The organism is Pseudomonas sp. EL_65y_Pfl2_R95, from assembly GCF_963971045.1.
Lineage (GTDB): Bacteria > Pseudomonadota > Gammaproteobacteria > Pseudomonadales > Pseudomonadaceae > Aquipseudomonas.
In genome coordinates this window covers 96,740-122,565 of the sequence record NZ_CAXAOV010000006.1, presented here as the reverse complement: position 1 = coordinate 122,565, position 25,826 = coordinate 96,740, and the positions used below count along the sequence as shown (strand labels likewise).

Below are 25,826 nucleotides of genomic sequence, written 5' to 3'. Positions count from 1 at the left end.
CTGCGTTACAGCTATTTACGATAAATCCCGTAAACACTTTGTAAGAACAGTGCCGCTTATTTCATAATGTGACATCCGCCACATTCTGCGGATCATCTATTAGTCGTACTGCAATGCGAGGAACACCGACTTTCATGAACCGCACCGGCCGCGCCCTATCACTGGGCTGCCTGCTGCTTCTGCCTTTACTCGCTAACGCGGGCGGTAATTCGCTGCTCATCCCAGCGACAGGGAGCTGCTCACTTAACACCGCCCCTGAAGAACTCCCTGATGCACTCAACGCCTGCCTCACCTCTGCCAAAGCAGGGGACCCACAGGCTGCTTATGAGCTGGGCGAGTTTTATTACGATGGCAAAGGTGCTCCACAAGATCTACAACAAGCCCTGAACTGGTTTGAACAGGCCTCCTTAAAAGGCCATGCGCAGGCGCAGTATCACCTCGGCATGATGTTCTTCCGCGGCGAAGGTGTGCAGGCGAATAATATTCAGGCGTTTATCGTGCTGAAAATGGCTGCAGTCAATGGCTCGGATGAAGCCATGGACAGCGCTGATCTGATTGCCGAAAAAATGCAGCGCAATGAACTGGAGATCTCCAACCAGGTGCTGGGACAGATTTTTCGTAATTACCTGCAGGAACTGCAGACAGCAGAGCATGTAACGCCCTTCAGTCCGCTGCCTTGATCTTCTGTTCACCCATTCAGCGGTAACGCTATCAGGCTGCCAGCTCCAGCAGCCTGAGCGATGAAGTCGTGGGGCTTATTTATCAGGCATCGGCATTGGGAACGGCATAACATTGCCGCCGCCCTTGGCTTCACTGATCTTCGGCGTACCTAGACGCTCAACCTCATCGATTCGAATAATCGAATGCATGGGTACGAAACTGCGCACAACGCCGTCGAACTGTGCCTTGAGCTTCTCCTCACTCGGGTCAACCACGACCTGAGTTCGCTCACCAAAGACAAACTCCTCCACCTCCAGAAAGCCCCACAGATCGCTTTGAAAGATCTGCTTGGCGTACATTTCGTACACCTGGCCCTGATTGAGAAAAATCACTTTATAGATAGGTTCGCGTTTGCTCATAGAGGCAGTTTAGTCGGGCCAGAAAAATAACGGGCGCGAATCATAGCATGCAGGCAGTCAGTCAATGCTAGGAACAAAAGTCCATGGGGCTTATAATGTGCGGTTCTTCGAATCACCCTTTGAGCCCGCATGAGCAAGAAGCTTTATATCGAAACCCACGGTTGCCAGATGAACGAGTACGACAGCTCGCGCATGGTCGATCTTCTGGGCGAACATCAAGCCGTGGAAATTACTGAACGCGCCGAAGATGCAGACCTGATTCTGCTCAACACCTGCTCCATCCGTGAGCGTGCGCAAGACAAGGTCTATTCCCAGCTGGGCCGCTGGCGTGAACTGAAACTGAGCAATCCAGATCTGGTGATTGGCGTCGGCGGTTGCGTTGCCAGCCAGGAAGGTGCGGCCATCCGCGACCGCGCACCTTATGTTGACGTGGTATTCGGCCCGCAAACCTTGCACCGCTTGCCCGAAATGATCGATGCAGCGCGCACCACCAAACTGCCGCAGGTGGATGTTTCCTTCCCCGAGATCGAGAAATTTGACCGCCTTCCGGAGCCGCGCATCGACGGCCCAACAGCTTATGTGTCGGTGATGGAAGGCTGCAGCAAATACTGCACGTTCTGCGTGGTGCCATACACCCGTGGCGAAGAAGTCAGCCGCCCCATGGCCGATGTGCTCAGTGAAATCCTCCACCTCGCTGAAAATGGCGTGCGTGAAGTGACCCTGCTTGGGCAAAACGTCAATGGCTATCGCGGCGACACTGGCAATGGCCAGATTGCTGACTTTGCCGAGCTGCTCTATGCCGTTGCGGCAATCGACGGCATCGACCGCATCCGTTACATGACCTCACACCCGCTGGAATTTTCCGACGCGCTGATTCAGGCCCACGCGGACATTCCGGAGCTGGTCAAATACCTGCACCTACCGGTTCAATCTGGCTCCGACCGGATTCTCGCCGCCATGAAGCGCAACCATACAGCCCTTGAGTTCAAGTCGCGTATCCGCAAACTCAAAGCCGTGGTGCCTGAGATTCTGATCAGCTCAGACTTTATTATTGGCTTCCCCGGTGAGACCGAGAAAGACTTCGAGCAGACCATGAAGCTGATTGAGGATGTCGGTTTCGACTTCTCCTTCTCGTTTGTCTACAGCGCACGCCCTGGCACGCCAGCCGCTGACCTGCCGGACGACACACCTGAAGAACTGAAAAAGCAGCGCTTGAAGATTCTTCAGGACCGCATCAATCAGATCGGCTCGGCCAATACCCGACGCATGGTCGGTACCACTCAGCGCATTCTGGTGACTGATTACTCAAGAAAAGACCCAGGCATGCTGCAAGGACGCACGGAGAGCAACCGCGTGGTCAATTTCCGCTGCGACAACCCGAGCCTGATTGGCCAATTTGTCGACGTTATGATTGATAGCGCACAATCTTATGCACTTCGCGGCAGCCTGATCACAGATTCAGGCACTGAATAAAGCTGTGCAGCCCAGCAATTGCGGGCGCTTTGCCCTCATTGCACTAAAGCCTATGCTGTTGATGCTTTCCTGCATGAACAGCTAAGGCTATTCTTGCCCAACGACCCCTGCCGACTGGCGGCCATCTTATTATTTTGAATACTCAGACAGAGCCACATCATTTCATCCTCGAGCCGTTCGAAGCCAATCGCTTCGCCAACCTGTGCGGGCAGTTTGACGAAAACCTGCGCCTGATAGAACAGCGCCTCGAGATCGAGATTCGCAACCGCGGCAATCAATTCGAACTGATTGGCGATAGCGAGCAGACCCGTGCAGCAGAGCAACTGTTGCGCCGCCTCTACCGAGAAGCCAAAAGCACAGAACTTTCGCCAGACATGGTCCATTTGTTCTTGCAGGAATCCGGTATCGAGGAGCTGAAGAACTCGACGGTTGAATCCTCTATTACCCTGCGCACGCGCAAAGGCATGATCCGCCCCCGCGGAGCCAATCAACAGGCCTACGTTAAATCCATACTCGAACACGACATCAACTTTGGCATTGGCCCAGCCGGCACCGGCAAAACATACCTGGCCGTGGCCTGCGCAGTGGATGCACTTGAGCGCGAGCAGATTCGCCGCATTCTGCTGGTCCGCCCGGCGGTTGAAGCGGGTGAAAAGCTTGGCTTCTTGCCAGGCGACCTGTCGCAGAAAATCGACCCGTACCTGCGCCCGCTCTACGACGCACTTTACGAGATGCTTGGCTTTGAACATGTGGCCCGCTTGATTGAAAAGCAAGTGATCGAAGTGGCACCGCTCGCCTATATGCGCGGTCGCACCCTGAACAACAGCTTTATCATTCTCGATGAAAGCCAGAACACCACCCTTGAGCAAATGAAAATGTTCCTGACCCGGATCGGCTTCGGTTCTACTGCGGTGATCACCGGTGACATCACTCAGGTTGACCTGCCACGCGGTACCAAGTCCGGGCTGACGCATGTGATCGACGTGCTACGCGACGTCCCCGGCATCAGTTTTACCCACTTCAAGCCCAAGGACGTGGTCCGCCATCCGTTGGTGCAGCGTATCGTTGAAGCCTACGAGCGTTTCGAAGACCGCGCACAAAGCACGCCACAGGGCAAAGACAATGCTTGAGCTGGACTTACAAATCGCCAGCGACGCCTGCGATTTACCCAGCGAAGCGCAATTTCGTGACTGGTGCGAGATTGCACTGCGCCAGCGCAGCGCCGACTCTGAGCTGACCATACGTCTGGTCGATGAAGCCGAAGGCCTCGAGCTCAACCACACCTACCGCCAACGCGAGTACGCCACCAACGTGCTCTCGTTCCCTGCGGACGTGCCGGATGAACTGCTGGATATTCCGCTGCTGGGTGATCTGGTCATTTGCGCACCCGTGGTTGCGCGCGAAGCCATCGAGCAAGATAAAAGCCTGATTGCCCACTGGGCACATCTGGTGATTCACGGCTGCCTGCATCTTCTTGGTTACGACCATATAGAAGATGCAGACGCTGAGGAAATGGAAGCGTTAGAACGTACATTGCTCGCCGAGCTGGGTTATCCCGACCCCTATGCCGACGACGAATCATTGACCACAAGCAAGGATCCTGAGTAAAACCCCATGAGCGAAGACCGATCGAGCAACGAGCAAAAGTCATGGCTGAATAAGCTGACACAGGCTTTTGCTCACGAGCCGAAAAACCGTCAGGAACTGCTGGAAGTCCTGCGCGAAGCGCACCAGAACAAGCTACTCGACAGCGAGGCCCTGGCCATCGTTGAAGGGGCTATTCAGGTGGCTGACCTGCAAGTTCGCGACATTATGGTTCCACGTTCACAGATGATCAGCATCAAAGCCACACAAACGCCCAAAGAGTTTCTGCCGTCAATTATCGACGCTGCGCATTCGCGCTACCCGGTCGTGGGTGAAAGCCTTGATGACGTGATTGGCATTCTGCTGGCCAAGGATCTGCTGCCGCTGATCCTGCAAGACGAGCAGAGCTTCAACATCAAAGACCTGCTGCGCCCGGCGACGTTTGTCCCTGAGTCCAAGCGCCTTAATGTGCTGCTGCGTGAGTTCCGCGCCAACCACAATCATATGGCGGTGGTAATTGACGAATACGGCGGCGTTGCAGGTTTGGTGACCATTGAAGACGTACTTGAGCAGATCGTCGGCGACATTGAAGACGAGCATGACGTTGAGGAAGACAGCTATGTCAAGCCGCTGCCGAGCGGTGATTTCCTGGTCAAGGCCCTGACCCCGATCGAAAACTTCAATGAATCCTTTGGCACTGACTTTTCCGACGACGAATTCGACACCGTTGGCGGCTTGGTCATGAGCGCCTTTGGCCACCTGCCAAAACGTAACGAAGTCACTGAGATCGGCGGCTTTCGCTTCCGCATCCTCAATGCCGACAGCCGCCGTGTACATTTGCTGCGACTGACGCCTTTGGCAGGCTGATGCTTAACCCGACTGAGCCCACTCACAGGCTCAGTCGCGGCCACAATTACCACTGCAAACTTGCCGAACATGGGCGCTTACCTATAGCCTCCAGCGGTCTTTTAACGTCTAGGATTTAACATGCGCTGGATCACCCGCCCGGGCTGGCTAGGCAACCTGATAAGCATGGCTGCAGGTGCCATCACCACATTTGCACTTGCACCCTTTGATATCTGGCCGCTGGCCCTGCTTTCTATCGCTCTGTTTTACCTTGGCCTGCGCGACCTGACACCGCGCAAAGCCGCCGGGCGTGGCTGGTGCTACGGTTTTGGTCTGTTTGCCGCCGGCACCAGTTGGGTTTATGTCAGCATTCATACCTTCGGCGATGCGTCTCCCCTGCTCGCGGGCCTGCTGACGCTTGGCTTTGTCATGGGGCTGGGGTTGTTCTTCGCCCTGCCTGCCGTGCTTTGGGCACGCTGGATCCGCCGCCCCGAAGCCCCACTGGCTGACGCCTTGGCATTTGCCGCATTGTGGGTCGCCCAGGAAGCCTTCCGTGGCTGGTTCCTGACCGGATTCCCCTGGCTTTACGCGGGCTACAGCCAACTCGACGGCCCACTCACCGGCCTCGGCCCAGTGGGCGGGGTCTGGCTGATATCATTTGCCCTGGCGCTCAGCGCAGCCCTGGTTGTCAACCTCTACTCATTGCGCAGACGCCCGGCCTTTCTAACTGCGGGCACGGCGCTATTGGCGGCACCATGGCTCAGTTGCCTGGTGCTTAACGGCTATGCCTGGACCAAGCCTGCCGGACAACCGCAGAGCGTGCTGTCGATTCAGGGCAATATCGAACAAAGCATGAAATGGGACCCCGCCAAACTGGAGGCCCAGCTTGCGCTGTATCGCGACCTGACATTGAACGCCAAACCAACAGATTTGGTGATCTGGCCAGAAACGGCAGTCCCGGTACTCAAAGATCAAGCCCTGGGCTATCTGAGCAGCATGGATAATTTTGCCAGTGAGCGCAAAAGCGCACTGATCACCGGCGTACCGATCCGCCAGCCGAATAAGGCGGGCGAGATGCGCTATTACAATGGCGTAACCGTACTGGGCCAAGGCAGCGGCGACTATCTCAAGCAAAAGCTGGTGCCATTTGGCGAATACGTACCACTGCAAGAGGTGCTGCGTGGGCTGATCGCATTCTTCGACCTGCCAATGTCGGATTTTGCGCGCGGCGATGCCGATCAACCCTTGCTGGAAGCCAAAGGCTACCGAATCGCGACGCTAATTTGCTACGAGGTGGTTTATCCCGAGTTTGCTGCGGGACTCGCCGCCAAGAGCGACCTGTTGCTTACAGTGAGCAACGACGCCTGGTTCGGCGACTCGATTGGCCCACTGCAACACTTGCAGATGGCGCAAATGCGCGCGCTGGAAGCTGGCCGCTGGATGATTCGTACCACCAACAATGGCATGACCGTGCTGATCAACCCAATGGGCAAGATCACGGCGCAGCTGCCACAGTTCAAGCGCGGCCTGCTCTACGGCAGCGTGCAGCCAATGCAGCAGCTAACGCCGTACCTGCAGTTTCGCTCGTGGCCGTTGATCATTGTTTGCGCCCTGCTGTTTGGCTGGGCTTTGTTAGCCAGCCGCATGGCTAAAACGGTTTAAGCGGAACGCCCTGCGCCAGCAAAAGGCGCAGGGCACTCGCTGCATGAGCGATCAGTAGAGCAGCCGATAGGCCAATGCGCCTACCGCCTCATTGAGCAAAAACGTGCTTTGCATAAAGGCTTTGCCGTCAGGCAGCCAGCCACCGCCGGGCAACTTGTTCGGCACCCCCAAGGCGCCAACGGGCGCAGCCAACACCGCAAAGCCTGCCCGCTCGAAGCACCATCGCGCACGCGGCATATGCATGGCCTGAGTTACCAATAGCACCCGCTTAATGCCCTGCGGCTCGAGTACCTGATAGCTATATCGTGCATTCTCCCACGTGGTCCGACTCCTCGACTCTTGCCAACGGGCAGTCACTCCAAAGTCTTTAGCCAGCACCTCAGCCATGATCTGCGCTTCGCTTGGCGGCTGCCCGAAATGCAGACCTCCACTGATCAACACAGGCAAATCCGACGCTTTGGCCAAGCGCGCGGCATAGCGCAGACGCTCAATGGCAAGCGCACTGGGCTGGTCTTCGCCCCAGGCCAAATCGCCCTGATCACGCCCGGCACCCAGCACCACAATGGCTTGCACTCGCTGGTCGAGTTGCGCAACCTGCGCCGCACTCAGCGCAGGTTCGGTCTCAATCTGCCTCGCAACCCACTCGACTGCCACCGGCATACTCATTAGGTACAGGCCAGCAAAGCCCAAGATAAAGCATGCTGCGGCAATCCTTGGCGAGCGCTTGCGTAACCACCACCCCAACAGCAACAAAATAAACAGCACACCGGGCGGCATGCACAGCTGCTTGATGAGATAGCGGATTGGCATCGAGTTATTCCAGCGACAGTTACGAGCACAGCGCCCAAGGCCCTATGAATCAGCCGCTAAAATAGCGCAGAACAAGACTGCCTGTCGTCGATCCGGAAAAATCAACAGACCTGCCTGGCAACCCTAAACAGCTTTGAGCCACAGTAGCGACAATCACGCACACTGGAGAAAGATTGCCAGTGGGCCGAGCAGCCACATAAGGCGCAACACAATTGGCTGTGTCGAGCGGCGATAGACTTGGGCCGGGCCAAGGCGCGGGTCGGCAGCTTCAAGCGTGCCGTTCTGGGCGTGTACCGCTCAATCGCTGAAAGCTCGGCCGCTGCAGCGTGCCAACCACGCAACCAATTTGAATCGCGTGCTAAATAGGCACTGATCAACTCATGCTCGGCCGCCGTCAAGCCCCGCAATTCCAACTCTTGCGGCTCAGTGGTGGCCAGCCCCTGCACACTTTGTGCGTCATCCAGCGCAATCGTTAGCCGTTGCAGCAATCGGCTATATAACCCGGCACTGGCTTGTCTCCTTTGAAATTCGCCCATCAAGCACCTCACCCGGGTACATACACACTCTTACTGCAAGCTTAGCGGCCCACTTATGGGCAGTACGGCGCTGCGACAAACGGCGACAACCTGCCTGATAGATGGCTGTCCTGCCTGCGATTATGCAATCAAGGTTTCCCACTGTTGCCGGGGGTCATGTATGCTACGACGTTTCCCGAAAGCCTCTATTCCTAGCGCAAGTAGCCATGCACGAACAGTATCAGCCACGCGAAATCGAAGCCGCCGCGCAATCCCAGTGGGATGCGCAGAAATCCTTTGTAGTGAGCGAACAGCCAGGCAAAGAAACATTCTATTGCCTGTCGATGTTCCCCTACCCGAGCGGCAAGCTGCACATGGGTCACGTGCGCAACTACACCATCGGTGATGTAATTGCCCGCTACCAGCGTATGCAGGGCAAGAACGTACTCCAGCCCATGGGGTGGGACGCCTTTGGCATGCCGGCTGAAAACGCCGCCATGAAAAACAAGGTTGCGCCGGCCAAATGGACCTACGAGAACATCGATTACATGAAGACCCAGCTGAAAAGCTTGGGCCTGGCAATCGACTGGACCCGTGAAGTCACCACCTGTAAACCTGACTATTACCGTTGGGAGCAGTGGCTCTTTACCCGCCTGTTTGAAAAAGGCGTGATTTACCGCAAAAACGGCAGCGTTAACTGGGACCCTGTAGACCAGACCGTTTTGGCCAATGAACAGGTGATCGACGGTCGCGGCTGGCGCAGTGGCGCACTTATCGAAAAGCGCGAAATTCCGATGTACTACTTCAAGATCACCGCCTATGCGGATGAACTCTTGAGCAGCCTGGATGAACTGGATGGCTGGCCTGAACAGGTCAAAACCATGCAGCGCAACTGGATCGGCAAATCGCGCGGCATGGAAGTTTGCTTTCCCTACGATGTTGACAGCATTGGCAGCAGCGGCGAGCTGAAAGTATTCACCACCCGCCCAGATACCCTGATGGGTGCGACTTACGTTGCGGTGGCAGCTGAGCACCCGCTCGCCACCCAAGCAGCGCAAGGCAACCCTGAACTGCAAGCATTCATCGACGAATGCAAGCGTGGTGGCGTAGCGGAAGCTGATATCGCCACTCAGGAAAAGAAAGGCATGCCGACATCGCTATTCGTCGAGCACCCGCTGACCGGTGAGAAACTGCCTGTCTGGGTCGCCAACTACGTCTTGATGCACTACGGCGATGGCGCGGTAATGGCTGTACCGGCACACGATGAGCGCGACTTTGAGTTCGCCAGCAAGTACGACCTGCCAATCAAGTCGGTGGTGCGCACCAGCGCTGGCGATGAAACGCCTGCGTCATGGCAGGAAGCCTGCGGCGAGCACGGCGAACTGATCAACTCAGGCGCATTCGACGGCCTCGACTTTGCCGGCGCATTCGATGCAATCGAAGTCGCCCTGCAGAAGAAAAATCTCGGCAAGTCACGCACCCAGTTCCGCCTGCGTGACTGGGGCATCAGCCGCCAGCGTTACTGGGGCTGTCCAATTCCAATCGTGCATTGCGACAGCTGTGGCGATGTTTCTGTACCAGAAGACCAGCTCCCCGTCGTGCTGCCTGAAGATGTAGTTCCAGATGGCGCGGGCTCGCCCCTGGCGCGCATGCCTGAATTCTATGAGTGCAGCTGCCCGAAATGCGGTGCGCCGGCCAAGCGCGAAACCGACACCATGGACACCTTCGTTGAGTCGTCCTGGTACTTTGCGCGCTACGCCTCGCCGAACTATACCGGCGGCATGGTTGACCCAGCAGCGGCCAACCACTGGCTGCCTGTTGATCAATATATCGGCGGTATCGAACACGCCATTCTGCACCTGCTCTATGCCCGCTTCTTCCACAAGCTGATGCGTGACGAAGGCTTGCTCAGCTCCAACGAGCCGTTCAAGAAGTTGCTGACCCAAGGCATGGTAGTGGCTGATACCTACTACCGCATTGCGGAAAACGGCGGCAAAGACTGGTTCAACCCGGCGGATGTCGAGATTGAGCACGACAGCAAAGGCAAAGTAACTGCGGCGATACTCAAGGCTGACGGCCTGCCAGTTGAAATTGGTGGCACCGAAAAGATGTCGAAGTCGAAAAACAACGGCGTCGACCCGCAGGCCATGATCGACCAGTACGGTGCTGACACCTGTCGCCTGTTCATGATGTTCGCCTCGCCGCCAGACATGAGCCTGGAATGGTCGGACTCAGGCGTTGAAGGGGCAAGCCGCTTTATGCGCCGCGTTTGGCGCCTGGCTCAAGCCCACGTCAACGCTGGCCTGCCGAGCGCCAAGCCACAGGCTGAATTGAACGATGCACAGAAAGAAGTGCGTCGCGCGATTCACCTGGCCATCAAGCAAGCCAGCCAGGATATTGGCCAGCATCACAAATTCAACACCGCCATTGCGGCAGTGATGACCCTGATGAATGTGCTTGAGAAAGCCGCACAAAGCACCGATCAAGACCGCGCCCTGTTGCAGGAAGGTCTGGAAACCGTGGTCTTGCTGCTTGCGCCTATCACACCGCACATCAGCCACGAAATCTGGCAGCAACTGGGCCATGAAGTCGCCGCCATTGACGCCAGCTGGCCGCAGCTGGATGAGTCTGCATTGGTGCAAGACAACTTAACACTGGTGATTCAGGTCAATGGCAAGCTGCGCGGGCAAATTGAAATGCCTGCCAGCGCCAGCCGCGAAGAGGTCGAAGCGGTCGCCCGGGTTAACGAAAGCGTGCTGCGCTTCACCGAAGGCATGACCATCCGCAAAGTGATAGTCGTGCCGGGTAAACTGGTCAACATCGTCGCTAACTGATTAGAACCCGGCACTGGGCAATGCGCAGCGCCGGGACGCTCTCCAAGGGGATACAAGATGATTAAACGGAATCTGCTGCTAATCGGCCTGACTGCTCTACTCAGTGCCTGCGGCTTTCAGCTACGCGGCACCGGCGATGTGCAATTCACCTTGAATGAACTCAACGTGACCGCACGCAACGCTTATGGCGACACAGTCAAAGAGGTCACGGCAGCGCTTGAAAGCAACAAGGTTAAGGTTAATCAAGGCGCACCTTACACATTGGCCCTGACCAATGAGCAAGAGACTCAGCGCACCGCCAGCTATACCAGCTCTGCACAGACAGCAGAGACTGAACTGACGACCCACCTCGATTACGAAATCCGGGGTGGCAGCCAGCAACTGGTGCTGATGCAGAATCAGCTCGAAGTGCAAAGCGTCCAGACTCAGGACGGCAACAACCTGATCGGCTCTGACCAGGAAGGCAATCAACTGCGCAAAGAAATGCGCCGCGATCTGGTCAATCAACTGATGCTGCGCCTGCAGTTGATCACCCCAGGCCAGCTTGATGCACTGCTGCAAACCGCTGAAGCCAAGGCTCAAGCTGAAGCGCAGGCCGAAGCCGACGCAGCAGAGGCCGAGCGCCAGCGTCAGGAAGCTCAACCACAACAGTCGCCCATCGAAATCCCTGCGCAGTAAGCACAACGTGTAAGGCGGATGATCTGTGTTCATCCGCTAACACCTTGTAGGGTGGATGACGCTTTTTTCATCCACCACCCAGCGCATTTGTTCTACCGAGGCTTCGCATAGGCCCCCGCCACCCATGAAACTTAACCCCGCACAGCTCGCCAAGCACCTGCAAGGCACCCTCGCTCCGGTATACGTGGTGAGTGGTGATGAGCCGCTGCTGTGCCAGGAGGCCTGCGATGCGATACGCGCTGCTACGCGCGCCCAGGGATTCAGTGAACGCCAAGTGTTCAACGCCGAAGCCAACTTTGATTGGGGCAACCTGCTTCAAGCAAGCGCCAGCCTCTCGCTATTTGCCGACAAACGCCTTCTCGAAGTGCGCATTCCGGGCGGCAAACCTAGTGACAAAGGGGTTGCTTTGCTTGAGTACTTGGCGCGCCCTGCCGAAGACACGGTGCTCTTAGTCAGCCTGCCAAAACTTGATGGCAGCACACAAAAGAGCAAATGGGCCAAAGCCCTGATTGAAGGTCCCAACACTCAGTTTTTACAAATATGGCCGATTGAGACCAATCAGCTTGGCCAGTGGATTCGCCAGCGTATGGCCCAATCTGGCCTAACCGCCAGCCAGGAAGCCGTCGAGATGATCGCCGTGCGGGTCGAGGGCAACTTGCTCGCCGCCGCGCAAGAGATCGAAAAGCTAAAGCTGCTCGCCACAGGCAATCAAGTTGATGTCGATACAGTGCAAGCTGCTGTCGCCGACAGTGCACGCTTCGATGTGTTTGGTCTGATTGATGCTGCGCTCAATGGCGAAGCTGCCCATGCCCTGCGCATGCTAGAAGGTTTGCGCGGCGAAGGCGTGGAACCGCCCGTCATACTCTGGGCATTGGCCCGCGAGATTCGTATGCTGGCAACCATCGCCCAGCAATTCAGCCAAGGTATGCCGCTCGATAAAGCCTTCAGTGCTGCCAGACCACCCGTCTGGGATAAACGCAGACCTCTCGTCAGCAAAGCCCTGCAACGCCACTCAGCGCAGCGCTGGGCCAAATTGCTTGAAGATGCCCAGGCCATCGACGCCCAGATCAAAGGCCAAGCCCCTGGCGATGCCTGGAGCAGCCTGAATATGCTCACCCTCAGCATGTGCGGCAAACGACTGAGTATCAGCAACGCGGTATAATACCGCTCAGACCTCGTCTCACCGGTCTGAACTTTGCGCTCGCTATAGAGGTCATAGCCCTCGCACTTGCCTACCGCCAACTCGGAGAACACCATGAGCAAATCAGGCCAAAAACGGCCGAATAAAGCCAAATCAATCGTTGCCCAACCGCTGTTCCGCAGCCAGCAACAAAAACCGCAGAAAGGTAAAGGTAGTTACCGCCGCCAAGCCTCCCAGCAAAACTGGGAGGCTTGTTCGTTTAAGGCGGCCTGAAAGGCCCACGCCAGCAGTCTGCACGCCGTCTCATTCATGTTATGGTAGGCCTCTGAGAAACGTGCTGAGACCACCATGCCAAACCTGCTTTTCCGTGGCCTGAGCCACACTTCCGTTACCCTCTCGCTTGTACTCCTTAGTGCTTGTTCTGAAGCACCCGCTCAACCTATGAGCGAGACGTCCACAGTCACGCCATCTGTTGCGCCCGCAGCGCCTACTGCACCGGCAGAAGATTCAACCCAAACACCTCAGCCAGCGCTGAGCTTCGCCGAATGGCGCACGCTACTGCGCGCCGACGCAATTGCCGCGGGCATCAGCGATACCTTGTTCGACCGTGCCTTCGCCGGTGTCACCCCGAATCCAGACGTTATTCGCCTCGACAGCAGCCAACCCGAATTCACTCGCCCGGTGTGGGAGTACATCGAAGGTGCGGTATCGCCCGCCCGGATTAAACAGGGCCAGAGTTTGCTGGCGCAAGAGCGTGTGGCGCTCGATCGGATCGAGCAGCGTTACGCAGTCAATCGCGAAACCTTGGTCGCTATCTGGGGAATGGAGAGCAACTTCGGCGGCAATATCGGCAACTATAATGTCGTGCGCTCACTGGCAACGCTGGCTTATGAAGGCCGCCGCCAGGCCTTTTGGCGCAGCCAGCTATTGGCGGTATTACAGATTTTGCAACACGGCGACACCGACCCTGAACACTTAGTCGGCTCATGGGCTGGGGCAATGGGCCAAACCCAGTTTATGCCAACCACCTACAACGACCACGCCGTTGACTTTGATGGCGACGGCCGCCGTGATGTCTGGCGCTCATCAACCGACGCCCTCGCATCAGCGGCGCAGTATTTGAATGTATCAGGCTGGGAAATGAATCAGCCTTGGGGCTTTGAAGTACGCCTGCCGGGTAACTTCGACTATGCGCTGGCTGACCCGGAAACCCGTCGTTCACTGAGCCAGTGGCAGGCTCTGGGAATCAAGGCAGTGAACAGCACGGCGGCCTCTTTGTCACCCGACTCACAGGCAACGTTACTACTGCCGGCGGGCCATAAAGGTCCGGCGTTCTTGCTGATGAATAACTTTCGCAGCATCTTGCGCTATAACAACTCCACTTCGTACGCGCTGGCCATCGGCCTGCTCAGCGATGGCTTGCGCGGCGGCGCTGGGGTGCAGGGCTCATGGCCTGTTGGTGAGCGTCAGCTGGGTCGCCATGAGCGTATAGAACTGCAGCAGTTGCTCGAACAAAACGGCTTCGAGCCTGGTAAAGCCGACGGCATCATTGGTGCCAACACTCGCAAAGCGGTGCGCGCTTTCCAGCAACAACAGCAGGAACCGGCCGATGGCTATCCAAGTTTTGAGTTGCTGCAAGAATTACGCAGCCGTTAACCGACAAATCTTGGCGACGAAAAAGGCGACCCGAAAGTCGCCTTTTTATTAGCGCTGAACGACTCAAAGCAGCTCTAGTACTGTGAGCGCCGTTAAGCCTTGGCAGCGTGTGCTTGCTGGTCAGCGTGGTAGGAGGAGCGTACCAGTGGCCCAGAGGCGACGTTCTTGAAGCCCATTTTCAGGCCTTCTTCAGCAAACCAGGCGAACACATCCGGGTGAACGAAACGCTGTACCGCCAAGTGGTTGCGCGACGGCTGCAGGTATTGACCGAGGGTCAGCATGTCAACGTCATGTTCGCGCATGCGCTTCATCACCTCGATAACCTCTTCATCGGTTTCACCCAAGCCCAGCATCAAGCCCGACTTGGTTGGCACGCCCGGCACCAGCTCTTTGAATTTTTGCAGCAGGTCCAACGACCATTCAAAGTCCGAACCCGGACGCGCTGCTTTGTACAGGCGCGGGACAGTTTCGAGGTTGTGGTTGAACACATCAGGTGGCTCGTTGGCAGTGATTGCCAAGGCAACATCCATGCGGCCACGGTAGTCCGGCACCAGTGTTTCCAACTGCACATTCGGCGACAGCTTGCGGATCTCACGCAGGCAATCAACAAAGTGCTGGGCGCCGCCATCACGCAGGTCATCACGGTCAACCGAGGTGATCACCACGTACTTCAACTTCAAGTCCGCGATAGCCACGGCAAGGTTGGTTGGCTCATCGGTGTCCAATGGTTTTGGTCGGCCATGGCCAACGTCACAGAACGGACAGCGACGGGTACAGATGTCACCCATGATCATGAAGGTTGCAGTACCACCGGAGAAGCACTCACCCAGGTTCGGGCATGAGGCCTCTTCGCATACGCTGTGCAGTTTATGCTTGCGCAGCAGTTGCTTGATCCGATCAACCTCAGGTGAAATCGGAATCCGTACACGAATCCAGTCAGGCTTTTTTGGCAACTCGTCGGTTGGGATAATCTTTACCGGGATACGCGCCATCTTCTCTGCGCCGCGCAGCTTGACGCCTACTTCAACCTTGGCCGGTTTGCCGGCTGTTTCCACAGTGCTCATCAGTCAATTCCGCCCGCAAGGGTCTTCTGTTCTGCGTAATCGAGGTGTTTGACGAGCTGGTCACGCAGCCGGGCACGAACCTCGGTAAATTCTAGTGGCGCATCAACCAGATCAACCAGTTGAGTCATTGCCATCCCCTCATAACCGCAGGGGTTGATGCGCTGGAATGGCGACAGATCCATGTCGACATTGAGGGCCAGGCCATGGAACGATCGGCCATTGCGGATACGCAGGCCGAGCGAAGCAATCTTTGCGTCCCCAACATAAACACCCGGGGCATCTGCCTTGGTGTATGCCGTCACGCCGTAGCTGGCTAACAGGGCCAGCAGACTTTGTTCAATGCGCGTGACCAAGTCCCGCACGCCGAGCTTGGAGCGGCGCACATCGAGCATCAGATACGCGACTAGCTGGCCGGGGCCGTGATAGGTCACCTGACCACCTCGATCCACCTGAACCACCGGGATATCTCCCGGAAAGAGCACATGCTCGGCTTTCCCCGCCTGCCCTTGGGTAAACACCGGAGGGTGTTCAAGCAACCAGATTTCATCTGTGGTTTCAGGGTCACGGCTATCAGTAAACTGCTGCATCGCATGCCAAGTCGGCTGGTAGGCCACCTGACCCAGTTCGCGAAAGCCAATCAGGCTCATCACAGCACCATGTGGACGCGGCCAGTTGCTCGCAAATCAACATGGATGGCTTGCAGTTGCTCAACACCGGTCGCGGTAATCAGCACCTGCACGGAAAGATAACGCCCATTGCTACTGTCACGGGTGACCAGTGTCCCGGCATCAAGCTCAGGTGCATGGCGCTGAATAACTTCAATCACCAGATCGGCAAAACCTTCGCCCGCATCGCCAATCACTTTGATTGGGTAGCGTTCGCAAGGAAACTCGATCTTAGGCGCTTTTACATCATCAGAATCGGTCATGGCATCAGCAGGCTTTTGGCCCGTCCATAAATAGTACGCCCCAGATAGGGGGCGTATTAGACGCCTCTAAACACCTAGATTGCAAACCAGGCAATGGCATTCAGAGGCGCGAAGCACGTTATCAGTTAAATAAACCGTAGAAGAACAGACGAATGCTATCCCAGACACGACGGAAGATGCCACCCTCTTCAACCGGTTCAAGCGCAACAAGGTCGGCGGTCTGCACCACTTTATCACCCAGTTTGACTTCAACTTTACCGACGACGTCACCTTTATTGATCGGTGCCATTAACTGCGGCGTCATGGTCATGCTGGCTTGCAACTTGTCGACTTGGCCGCGCGGCAGGGTCATGGTCAGGTCGTTTGCCAAGCCAGCTTTAACCTGATGCTCAGCGCCTTTCCAGACGGTGGTTTGCGCCAACTCAGCACCCTTCTTGTAGAAGGTGCGGGTTTCGAAAAAACGGAAACCATAAGTCAGCAGCTTTTGCGTTTCAGCGGCACGTGCCTGCTCGCTGCTGGTGCCAAAGACCACTGCAATCAAGCGCATGCCATCACGTACTGCCGATGCCACCATGCAATAACCGGCTTCTTCGGTATGGCCTGTTTTCAAGCCGTCAACGGTCTTGTCGCGCCATAGCAGCAGGTTACGGTTTGGCTGCTTGATGTTGTTCCAAAGGAATTCTTTCTGCGAATAAATGGCGTAGTGAGCCGGATCAACATAAATGATCGCCCGAGCCAACTTGGCCATATCGTGCGCTGACGAGTAGTGGTCTGGGTTTGGCAGCCCCGTCGCATTCATGAAATGGCTGTTGCTCATCCCCAGATCTTTGGCGGTGTTATTCATCATGTCGGCAAAGGCATCTTCGCTGCCGGCGATGTGCTCAGAGACCGCAACGCTGGCGTCATTGCCCGACTGGATAATGATGCCGTGCAGCAGGTCACTCAAGGAAACCTGAGTATTGACCTTGACGAACATCCGCGAACCGCCGGTGCGCCAGGCGTGCTCGCTGATAGTAACCATATCGTTTTCACTGATCTGGCCCTTATCGATTTCCAGAGTTGCGATGTAGGCAGTCATCAGCTTGGTCAGGCTCGCAGGCGGCAGACGCTGATCGCCCTCATTATCAACCAACACCTGACCACTCGCTGCATCCATCAGCACATAGGATTTGGCAGCCAACTGAGGTGGCGCAGGTGTAGCCATTTGCTGGGCCCATGCGGCGGGCGCAGCCAGTAGCAAAAGTGACAATGAAACGCGTTGCGCAAAGCTGGTGATATTCATCCGTCTCTCGAAGTAGCTGATGGTGGAACTAGCCCGAATGGGCAAATTATGAATAGCTGTCGCAGTGTACGGCGACCACGACAGCGGCTTGCTTAGCTAATTGGCTGACTACAATGACTGCGTTTTACCAATTCAGTTCGCCCGTACCACAGTGGGTTTGCCCAAATTGGCCAAGCGCACACTTTCTTGCAGTTGCTCAGCCTCGCCCTGATTGCTGATCGGGCCGACTCGAACGCGGTGCAGGGTTCGTTGATTCTGCACCACTGAGCTGATGAACACCGGGGCAGTGACTGTCCCGCTCAGCTTGTCCTTGAGAAGCTCCGCAGCGTCCGGATTGGCGAAGGCTCCCACTTGGAGATACAGGCCAGAGGCTGCGAGTGAAGCGTTTTTTTTTGAGTCAACCTGCACAGGTAAAACCGGCGCCGCGTGCTGAGTTACAGGCGGCACATACTGCTCGACCGGCTCAGCCATGGCCTGCATCTGCGGTTTGGCTGGCGCGACTGACTTAGGCTCAGCCAACACCATAGGTGCGGTTTTACCTTGCTGCGCCCACCACTGCTGAGGATCAATACCTTCAACTTTGACCCGTGCCGTGCCTTTTTCGGCATAGCCGAGCTTTTTAGCGGCCGCAAACGACAGGTCAATAATACGGTCCGAGTAGAACGGCCCTCGGTCATTGACCCGCAGAATGGCGGTTTTGCCGTTTTCCAGGTTAGTCACCTTTACATAGCTCGGTAGCGGCAAAGTCTTGTGCGCGGCGGTCATACCGTACAGGTCGTAGGTTTCACCGTTGGCTGTGGCCTGTCCATGGAACTTGGTGCCATACCAAGACGCCAAGCCTGTTGCTCGGTAGGTACTGCCATCTGGAATTGGGAAATATTTGGTGCCCAGCACGGTGTACGGACTGGCTTTGTAAGCACCCGTGTGGGGTGTAGGCACCGCATCACGGATCAGCGAAACATCGACATCCCACCATGGCGCGCCATCACGGTGCGGTCGGGCGAAGCTGCCCGGGCCGCTGATACCAGTAGATTGCGCAGCAGTCGGTTTAACCACTTGCTGTTTATTGGAGGAGCAGCTTGCCAGCGCCAAGGCAATGGCGCCAAGCGTAACGAGTCTGAGAGGCAGGCTCGACATCAATGGGTTCCCCGTGCTTCAACTATCAATTGCGCCAGTTGCGTGACCGCCATCGCGTACATACTGCTCCGGTTGTATCGTGTAATCACGTAAAAATTGGGTAAGCCTAACCAATACTCGTCGCCATCGACACCCTCAAGCCGAAAAGCCGTCACCGGCATCTCGCCATCAAGCTTATCTTCAGTGCTCCAGCCTAGCTCATTTAACTGATTGATATTTTTTACCGGATCGATGCCCTCGGTCAAACCTTGATCGACTTTATCGCCAGAAACGCTCGCGCGACTGACCACCGGTTCGCCCGGCAACCAGCCATGGCGTTTGAAATAGCTGGCAACGCTGCCAATTGCATCATCCGGATTGCTCCAGATATTAATGTGGCCATCGCCGTCGAAGTCCACTGCATAAGCCCGGAAGCTGCTCGGCATAAACTGTGGCAGTCCCATGGCACCAGCGTAAGAACCTTTAAGGGTAATGGGGTCGACCTGCTCTTCACGCGAGAGCATCAGGAACTCACGCAATTCCTTACGGAAAAATGGTGCGCGTGGCGGGTAGTCGAATGCCAATGTCGACAATGCATCGAGCACCCGGTAGTTACCGGTATTGCCGCCGTAGAAAGTCTCTACACCGATGATTGCGACGATATATTGCGCAGGAACACCGTATTCCTTTTCGGCACGGGCCAATGCGGCCTCATGCTGGCGCCAGAAATCGACGCCGCGGGCAATGCGCGAATCAGTGATAAAAATTGGACGGTAGTCCTTCCAAGCCTTTACACGCTCAGCCGGCCGTGAAATCGCATCGATAATCGACTGTTTACGCTCAACTTCGCCGAAAAGGCTGACTAGCTGCTCATCCGCAAAGCCGTAATCACGGGTCATTTCAGTGATAAATGAGGCAACCTCAGGCGATTGCGAGTAATCGCCCGCGTTGGCTTGCTGAACCCATCCCAGCGCACTGGCAAGTCCCAACCAATGTGCTTGTCGTACGGCCCAGCCACGCAGTATTTGCATTGAATTCCTAACCCCAATTAAACCTGAGCAATCCACTTACGGTGTGTGTGGATCGACATCAAAACCCCAAACCCTGACAACAACGTGATCAGCGAAGTTCCGCCATAGCTAATGAATGGCAAAGGAACTCCAACGACAGGTAGCAAACCACTAACCATACCGATATTGACGAACACGTAAACGAAAAACGTCATTGTTAACGAACCGGCCATGAGCTTACCGAACAGCGTTTGAGCTTGCACGGTTATCACCAGCCCACGACTGATCAATAACAAATAGACGAACAACAACAGGCACACGCCAACCAAACCAAACTCTTCCGCCAGAACCGCAATGATAAAATCCGTATGGCTCTCCGGCAAAAAATCCAAGTGTGATTGGGTGCCCAACAACCAGCCTTTGCCCAATACCCCACCAGAGCCAATCGCGGCTTTGGACTGGATAATGTTCCATCCACTGCCTAGCGGATCAGTCTCAGGACTAAGGAAGGTCAGCACCCGTTGCTTTTGATACTGGTGCAAGACAAAAAACCACATGCCCACCGCAACAGGAACCAGAGCCGCCACGGCGCCAAGAATCCAACGCCACTGCAAACCGGCCATAAACAGCACAAAGGCGCCAGACGTGATCACCAGCAAAGCAGTGCCCAAATCCGGCTGCACAAGGATAAGGCTCACGGGCACACCAATCAGCGCCAGACTCACCACAATATGTTTCAGCCGCGGCGGCAAGGTGCGTTTTGACAGATACCAGGCAATAGTCGCCGGCATGATGATCTTCATGAACTCGGACGGCTGGAAGCGAATAATGCCGGGAATATTGATCCAGCGGGTCGCACCCATGGCGTTGTGCCCCATGATGTCGACCACCAATAACAAGCCAACCCCACCGATGTAGGCGAGCGGCACCCAGCGCGCCATAAACCGGGGCTCAAACTGAGCGATGACAATCATCCCAACCAGGCCGATGCCGAATGAACTGGCCTGCTTGATCAGCAAATCGACATCTTTGCCACTGGCAGAATACAGAACGAAAAGACTGCCAGCAGCCAGCGTCAGCAGAAGCACTAGCAAAATACCGTCGATGTGCATGCGCTGTAGCAGGCTAGCCCGGCGACGCATCACATCCTCGCTGGACAGGGTACGGTCAAAGCTGCTGCTCATAGTTTCTCCGCCGGTTCTGTAACAGGTGGCGCATACTCAGCCTTGAGCACGCCATTGTCATCGAGTAACCACGCGTCCATCACCGCCTTTAGCACGGGTGCGGCTACACCGGAGCCCGATTCACCGTTTTCAACCATGACCGAAACCGCAATTTCAGGGTCTTCAGCCGGAGCAAAGCCTACGAACAAGGCGTGGTCACGGTGGCGCTCACGAATTTTAGTACGGTCATAGCGTTCGCCCTGCTTGATCGCTACCACCTGTGCAGTACCGCTTTTACCGGCAATGCGGTACACCGCAGAATTACCCACTTTACGCGCCGTACCGCGCGGACCATGCATAACCATTTCCATACCGTGACGCGCGTAATCCCAGTATTTAGGGTCTTTTAGCACGATATCGGCAATAGGATTTTCATCCACAGGCTTCTCCCCTCCGACCGATTTAGCCAGGTGAGGACGAATCCATTTACCGTGATTAGCCACCAGAGTGATGCCCTGGGCCAATTGCAGAGGAGTGGTTTGCATATAACCTTGGCCGATACCCAAAATCAGCGTTTCTCCGGGGTACCACGCTTGGCGATAGCGGCCGCGCTTCCACTCACGGGACGGCATCAGACCGGCCGTTTCCTCGAACATATCCAAGGACACACGCTGACCCAGGCCGAACTTGGTCATGTACTCGTGCATGCGATCAATGCCCAACTTATGCGCCAAGTCATAAAAGTAAGTGTCATTGGAACGCATCAGAGCGGTATCAAGGTTAATCGAGCCATCACCATAACGGTTCCAGTTACGGTATTTATGAGTGTTATTCGGCAACTGGTAATAACCCGGATCAAACACTCGGGAGTTCGGCGTGACCACACCGGCATCAAGGCCGGCAATCGCCATCATCGGCTTAACCGTCGAACCCGGCGGATACAGGCCGCGCAGCACCCGGTTAAACAGGGGCTGATCAATCGAGTCGCGCAACTCGGCGTAAGCCTTGAAGCTAATACCGGTGACAAAAGGGTTGGGGTCGAAGCTCGGTTGACTAACCATCGCCAGCACTTCACCCGTCTTTACCTCAATCGCCACAATAGCGCCACGGCGCCCGGCCAGCGCCTTTTCGGCCGCTTCCTGAAGCTTGGTATCGAGGGTTAGAACTATATCTTTACCGGGTTGCGGGTCGGTGCGATTAAGCACTCGCAGCACGCGGCCACGGGCATTGGTCTCGACCTCTTCGTAACCAACCTTGCCGTGCAAGTCACTCTCGTAAAAGCGCTCCACACCGGTTTTACCGATATGGTGGGAGCCACTGTATTCAACAGGATCAAGCTTTTTCAACTCGGCTTCGTTGATACGCCCTACATAGCCCACCGAGTGAGCAAAGTGCTCACCGAGGGGGTAATGGCGGACCAATTGCGCGGTCACCTCAACACCTGGCAAGCGGAACTGATTGATCGCAATCTTAGCGATTTGCTCTTCGCTCAATTCAAATAGCACAGGCACCGGTTCGAACGGCCTGCGCCCCTGTTTCACGCGCTTTTCAAACAGCTGGCGGTCTTCGGCGGGCAGCCCCAGGACCTCGACAATGACATCCAGCACCTGCTCCCAGTCGCCCGCACGCTCGCGGGTCAGGGTCAGGCTGAAACTTGGCCGGTTATCGGCAATGATGACCCCGTTTCTATCGTAGATAAGCCCACGATTGGGGGGAATGGGCTGAACATGCACGCGGTTATTTTCAGACAGTGTCGAGTGATACTCGTACTGCACCACCTGCAGATAATAGAGCCGACTGACCAGCACACCAATCAACACAAACACCACAATGGCGCCGACGATCGCTCGCCCACGAATGAGGCGCGCGTCTTTCTCGTGGTCTTTTAGGCGAATCGGCTGCGGCATCGGCTACTGTGACTACTTATGGTATGGATGGCCGGACAATACAGTCCAGGCGCGGTAAACCTGCTCGCCGATAAGGATACGAACCAGCGGGTGCGGCAATGTCAGTGGCGACAACGACCAGCGCTGCTCACTACGCGCCTGGACTTCAGGCGCAAGCCCCTCAGGGCCACCGACCATCAAATTGACTGTTCGCGAATCGAGCCGCCACTTATCCAACTCGACGGCGAGCTGCTCAGTGCTCCATGGTCGTCCTTCGACTTCCAGGGTCACGACCCGTTCACCGGGCTGAACTTTAGCCAGCATAGCTTCGCCTTCCTGACGAATCATACGGGCCACATCAGCATTTTTACTTCGCGTTGTCAGCGGAATCTCAATCAGCTCAAGCGCCAGCTCGGAAGGCATACGTTTGGCATATTCCTGCCATCCATCCTCGACCCAGCGCGGCATTTTAGACCCAACCGCAATCAATTTGATACGCACCGCTACACGCCCTTACTCAGCTTCTGGGCCTTGTTCTGGCGCATGCTGTGCACGGCTCTGTTCAGCACCTTGCCACAGACGCTCAAGGTCGTAGAACTGACGCGTGGTTGGCAGCATCACGTGAACCACGATGTCGCCGAGGTCAAGCAAAGCCCACTCACCGGTGTCCAGACCTTCGCTACCGATTGGACGCACACCCTGCTCTTTTACTTTTTCCAGCACGTTGTCGACCAACGACTTGACGTGACGACTGGACGTACCGCTGGCGATCACCATGAAATCGGTGATGCTGGTCTTTTCACGCACATCAATGGTGACGATGTCTTGTGCTTTGATGTCTTCCAGAGCGGCGATGGCCAGTTTGACCAGGTCTTCGCTCGGCATAATTTGATTCTTCATAGGTAACTCGTTTGCCTCATGTGTCAGAGTTTGCAAACTACTGCTGTTAAAACTCGCCATTAACCGCGATATTCATCAAACGCTCCGCCATACATGATCAGCTAATGAACCTTCATCTTGCTGCTCATTGATGCATAGCGTAGCGCAGTAATTTATCTACATACTCTCAGTTCGCTGCACGGTACAGCCCGTGCGCTTGGATATAAGTCAGTACCGCATCCGGCACCAAATAACGTACCGATTTTCCGCTGTGCAATAGCCCGCGGATTTGTGTGGCGGACACCGCCATTGGCGTTTGCCACACAAAAGAAATCTGCCCACATGCACCGGTCATCGCATGTGGATCACTGACGCTGCGCGCCGCTAACAAATCGCGCAGCGCCTCTGGGGCTTCGCTGTCGGCATCGGGACGCTGCAAGACCAGGATATGGCAATGCAGCAGTAGCTCATCCCAACGGTGCCAGCTCGGCAACCCGCAAAAGGCATCCCAGCCCAGCAACAAGTACAACTGATCATCCGCCGCCAGCTCAGCCCGCAGCGATTCTAAAGTATCGATGCTATAAGAGGGTTTATCGCGTTTCAGCTCGCGATCATCCACTACTAACGGCGCAACCCCAGCCACTGCACATTCAACCATTGCCAGACGGTCTTGGGCAGAAACCTGCGGTGAATCCCTGTGCGGCGGCCGCGCGCTGGGTATCAAGCGCAGCTCATCAAGCAGCATAAACTCGACGACTTCTACCGCGCCGCGTAAATGGCCAATGTGCACCGGATCAAAGGTGCCGCCAAATAGGCCAATGCGTTTAGGCATTCTGCCCGCGCAACTGACCATCACCGACCACGACATACTTCTCGCACGTCAGGCCTTCCAACCCTACCGGGCCACGGGCATGCAGCTTATCGGTAGAAATACCAATCTCTGCGCCGAGGCCATATTCAAAGCCATCAGCAAAGCAGGTTGGGGTGTTGAGCATTACTGAACTGGAGTCAACTTCGGCCATAAAGCGCCGTGCATTGCCTTGATGCTCAGTCACGATCGAATCAGTGTGATGCGAGCCATAATGGTTGATATGCTCGATCGCCTGCTCCAAATCATCAACGATACGGATCGACAATATCGCCGCAAGGTACTCGGTCGCCCAATCCTCATCCGTCGCCGGATTGGCCGCGATCAACTCGCGCGAGCGCTCGCAACCCCGCAACTCAACGCCTTTTTCGGCAAACTGTTCTGCCATTGCTGGCAGAAAATCAGCCGCCACCGCTTGATGGACCAATAAGGTCTCCATCGCCCCACAGATGCCATAACGGTATGTTTTGGCATTGAATGCAATTTTTTGCGCCTTGGGCAACTCGGCCAAGGCATCTACGTAGACGTGGCAAATACCATCGAGATGCTTAATCACAGGCACTCGCGCATCGCGGCTAACGCGCTCGATAAGGCTTTTGCCACCACGGGGCACAATCACATCCACATACTCGGGCATGGTGATGAGCGCACCGACCGCAGCCCGGTCAGTCGTCTCCACAACCTGCACCACTGCTGCCGGCAAATCTGCCTCAGCCAGGCCACGCTGAATGCAGGCAGCAACCGCGCGATTGGAATGAATCGCTTCTGAGCCGCCGCGTAAAATAGTGGCGTTGCCGGATTTCAGGCACAAGCTAGCCGCATCAATGGTCACATTCGGACGCGACTCATAAATAATGCCGACGACGCCAAGTGGCACGCGCATCTTGCCAACCTGAATACCCGACGGACGGTAGCTCATATCGCGAATGGCACCGATCGGATCGGCCAAACTGGCGACCTGACGCAACCCTTCGATCATTGAGTCGATGCGCGCGGGCGTCAGCGCCAAACGGTCCAGCATCGCGGGCTCAAGCCCATTTGCACGGCCAGCAGCAAGATCTTTTTCGTTGGCTTCGGTCAATTCAGTGCGAGCGGCATCCAGCGCAGACGCGGCTGCCAGCAAGGCGCGGTTCTTCTGCGCGGTGCTGGCGCGGGCAATCACGCGCGAGGCCTCGCGGGCAGCACGGCCAAGGCGGTTCATATAGTCGAGCACGGACTCAGTCATGGTCTCGGTAGCCAGGCAACAAGGAAAGCGGCTGATTATAGCGAGCGCAAGGCTTCACGCACAGCGGTGCCGGGCGGAAGGCGATCAGGTTATTCGGTTTTTTTCACAACAAAGGCTACAAGGGCGG

26 protein-coding genes are annotated in these 25,826 nt (G+C 56.1%); 11 read left to right on the top strand and 15 right to left on the bottom strand.

Annotation, left to right across the window (positions count from 1 at the left end):
- Positions 1-134 precede the first annotated feature (134 nt).
- Positions 135-680, top strand: coding sequence for a tetratricopeptide repeat protein (locus tag AACY09_RS18705; protein WP_339490178.1), 546 nt, complete (start codon positions 135-137; stop codon positions 678-680).
- A 75-nt stretch (positions 681-755) separates the two neighbouring features.
- Here the strand turns inward: AACY09_RS18705 and AACY09_RS18700 are convergent, their stop codons facing one another.
- Complete coding sequence (locus tag AACY09_RS18700) at positions 756-1,079, bottom strand: DUF1820 family protein (protein ID WP_339490177.1); 324 nt, start codon at positions 1,077-1,079, stop codon at positions 756-758.
- A gap of 129 nt (positions 1,080-1,208) precedes the next feature.
- Between AACY09_RS18700 and miaB the strand changes: the two genes are divergently transcribed.
- The 5 genes from miaB to lnt all read left to right on the top strand — a co-directional run bounded on the left by miaB (position 1,209) and on the right by lnt (position 6,644).
- Positions 1,209-2,552, top strand: a complete 1,344-nt coding sequence (miaB, locus tag AACY09_RS18695; protein WP_339490175.1) for a tRNA (N6-isopentenyl adenosine(37)-C2)-methylthiotransferase MiaB — start codon at positions 1,209-1,211, stop codon at positions 2,550-2,552.
- A 134-nt stretch (positions 2,553-2,686) separates the two neighbouring features.
- Positions 2,687-3,682 carry a PhoH family protein gene (locus AACY09_RS18690; protein WP_339490174.1) on the top strand — a complete coding sequence of 332 codons (996 nt, stop codon included), beginning with the start codon at positions 2,687-2,689 and terminating at the stop codon, positions 3,680-3,682.
- Positions 3,675-4,160: an rRNA maturation RNase YbeY gene (gene ybeY, locus AACY09_RS18685; protein WP_339490173.1), complete on the top strand. Its 486-nt coding sequence runs from the start codon at positions 3,675-3,677 to the stop codon at positions 4,158-4,160. Before AACY09_RS18690 ends, ybeY begins: the two co-directional genes overlap by 8 nt.
- A 6-nt stretch (positions 4,161-4,166) precedes the next feature.
- A complete protein-coding gene (locus tag AACY09_RS18680; protein WP_339490172.1) occupies positions 4,167-5,003 on the top strand; it encodes an HlyC/CorC family transporter in 837 nt (278 codons plus the stop codon).
- 120 nt (positions 5,004-5,123) lie between these two features.
- Positions 5,124-6,644, top strand: a complete 1,521-nt coding sequence (gene lnt / locus AACY09_RS18675; RefSeq protein WP_339490171.1) for an apolipoprotein N-acyltransferase — start codon at positions 5,124-5,126, stop codon at positions 6,642-6,644.
- Positions 6,645-6,695: 51 nt separating this feature from the next.
- On the opposite strand, the gene AACY09_RS18670 is transcribed toward lnt, so the two are convergent.
- The gene (locus tag AACY09_RS18670; RefSeq protein WP_339490168.1) at positions 6,696-7,454 is read right to left on the bottom strand and encodes a YdcF family protein; all 759 of its coding nucleotides are present in this window, start codon (positions 7,452-7,454) and stop codon (positions 6,696-6,698) included.
- 101 nt (positions 7,455-7,555) lie between these two features.
- Positions 7,556-7,990: a hypothetical protein gene (locus AACY09_RS18665; protein WP_339490166.1), complete on the bottom strand. Its 435-nt coding sequence runs from the start codon at positions 7,988-7,990 to the stop codon at positions 7,556-7,558.
- A 206-nt stretch (positions 7,991-8,196) separates the two neighbouring features.
- Here AACY09_RS18665 and leuS point away from each other — a divergent pair, with 206 nt between their 5' ends.
- The 5 genes from leuS (at position 8,197) to AACY09_RS18640 (ending at position 14,278) form a co-directional block, all read left to right on the top strand.
- Positions 8,197-10,803: a leucine--tRNA ligase gene (gene leuS / locus AACY09_RS18660; protein WP_339490163.1), complete on the top strand. Its 2,607-nt coding sequence runs from the start codon at positions 8,197-8,199 to the stop codon at positions 10,801-10,803.
- A gap of 57 nt (positions 10,804-10,860) precedes the next feature.
- Positions 10,861-11,481 carry an LPS-assembly lipoprotein LptE gene (locus AACY09_RS18655; RefSeq protein ID WP_339490162.1) on the top strand — a complete coding sequence of 207 codons (621 nt, stop codon included), beginning with the start codon at positions 10,861-10,863 and terminating at the stop codon, positions 11,479-11,481.
- A 124-nt stretch (positions 11,482-11,605) separates the two neighbouring features.
- Entirely contained in the window at positions 11,606-12,643 is a 1,038-nt protein-coding gene (gene holA / locus AACY09_RS18650) for a DNA polymerase III subunit delta (protein ID WP_339490161.1), read from the top strand.
- Positions 12,644-12,736: 93 nt separating this feature from the next.
- Positions 12,737-12,895 carry an alternative ribosome rescue factor ArfA gene (gene arfA, locus AACY09_RS18645; protein WP_339490160.1) on the top strand — a complete coding sequence of 53 codons (159 nt, stop codon included), beginning with the start codon at positions 12,737-12,739 and terminating at the stop codon, positions 12,893-12,895.
- Positions 12,896-12,970: 75 nt separating this feature from the next.
- Positions 12,971-14,278, top strand: a complete 1,308-nt coding sequence (locus AACY09_RS18640) for a lytic murein transglycosylase (protein WP_339490159.1) — start codon at positions 12,971-12,973, stop codon at positions 14,276-14,278.
- A gap of 92 nt (positions 14,279-14,370) precedes the next feature.
- Here AACY09_RS18640 and lipA read toward each other — a convergent pair whose 3' ends face one another.
- The 12 genes from lipA to AACY09_RS18580 all read right to left on the bottom strand — a co-directional run bounded on the left by lipA (position 14,371) and on the right by AACY09_RS18580 (position 25,699).
- Positions 14,371-15,342, bottom strand: coding sequence for a lipoyl synthase (gene lipA, locus AACY09_RS18635; RefSeq protein WP_339490156.1), 972 nt, complete (start codon positions 15,340-15,342; stop codon positions 14,371-14,373).
- Entirely contained in the window at positions 15,342-15,989 is a 648-nt protein-coding gene (lipB, locus tag AACY09_RS18630) for a lipoyl(octanoyl) transferase LipB (protein ID WP_339490155.1), read from the bottom strand. Before lipB ends, lipA begins: the two co-directional genes overlap by 1 nt.
- Positions 15,989-16,270, bottom strand: coding sequence for a DUF493 domain-containing protein (locus tag AACY09_RS18625; protein ID WP_339490154.1), 282 nt, complete (start codon positions 16,268-16,270; stop codon positions 15,989-15,991). The genes lipB and AACY09_RS18625 overlap by 1 nt, the downstream gene beginning before the upstream one ends.
- A 121-nt stretch (positions 16,271-16,391) precedes the next feature.
- Complete coding sequence (locus AACY09_RS18620; RefSeq protein ID WP_339490153.1) at positions 16,392-17,552, bottom strand: D-alanyl-D-alanine carboxypeptidase family protein; 1,161 nt, start codon at positions 17,550-17,552, stop codon at positions 16,392-16,394.
- 132 nt (positions 17,553-17,684) lie between these two features.
- Positions 17,685-18,689, bottom strand: a complete 1,005-nt coding sequence (locus AACY09_RS18615; RefSeq protein WP_339490151.1) for a septal ring lytic transglycosylase RlpA family protein — start codon at positions 18,687-18,689, stop codon at positions 17,685-17,687.
- A complete protein-coding gene (gene mltB, locus AACY09_RS18610; protein ID WP_339490149.1) occupies positions 18,689-19,699 on the bottom strand; it encodes a lytic murein transglycosylase B in 1,011 nt (336 codons plus the stop codon). Before mltB ends, AACY09_RS18615 begins: the two co-directional genes overlap by 1 nt.
- A gap of 17 nt (positions 19,700-19,716) precedes the next feature.
- Positions 19,717-20,820, bottom strand: coding sequence for a rod shape-determining protein RodA (rodA, locus tag AACY09_RS18605; RefSeq protein ID WP_339490504.1), 1,104 nt, complete (start codon positions 20,818-20,820; stop codon positions 19,717-19,719).
- Between the two features lie 38 nt (positions 20,821-20,858).
- Positions 20,859-22,748: a penicillin-binding protein 2 gene (gene mrdA, locus AACY09_RS18600; protein WP_339490147.1), complete on the bottom strand. Its 1,890-nt coding sequence runs from the start codon at positions 22,746-22,748 to the stop codon at positions 20,859-20,861.
- Positions 22,749-22,760: 12 nt separating this feature from the next.
- Entirely contained in the window at positions 22,761-23,228 is a 468-nt protein-coding gene (gene rlmH / locus AACY09_RS18595; RefSeq protein ID WP_339490145.1) for a 23S rRNA (pseudouridine(1915)-N(3))-methyltransferase RlmH, read from the bottom strand.
- Between the two features lie 12 nt (positions 23,229-23,240).
- On the bottom strand, positions 23,241-23,612 hold the full coding sequence (gene rsfS / locus AACY09_RS18590; protein ID WP_339490503.1) for a ribosome silencing factor: 372 nt from the start codon (positions 23,610-23,612) through the stop codon (positions 23,241-23,243).
- Positions 23,613-23,793: 181 nt separating this feature from the next.
- Complete coding sequence (nadD, locus tag AACY09_RS18585) at positions 23,794-24,438, bottom strand: nicotinate-nucleotide adenylyltransferase (protein ID WP_339490142.1); 645 nt, start codon at positions 24,436-24,438, stop codon at positions 23,794-23,796.
- On the bottom strand, positions 24,431-25,699 hold the full coding sequence (locus AACY09_RS18580) for a glutamate-5-semialdehyde dehydrogenase (protein ID WP_339490140.1): 1,269 nt from the start codon (positions 25,697-25,699) through the stop codon (positions 24,431-24,433). The genes nadD and AACY09_RS18580 overlap by 8 nt, the downstream gene beginning before the upstream one ends.
- Positions 25,700-25,826 lie beyond the last annotated feature (127 nt).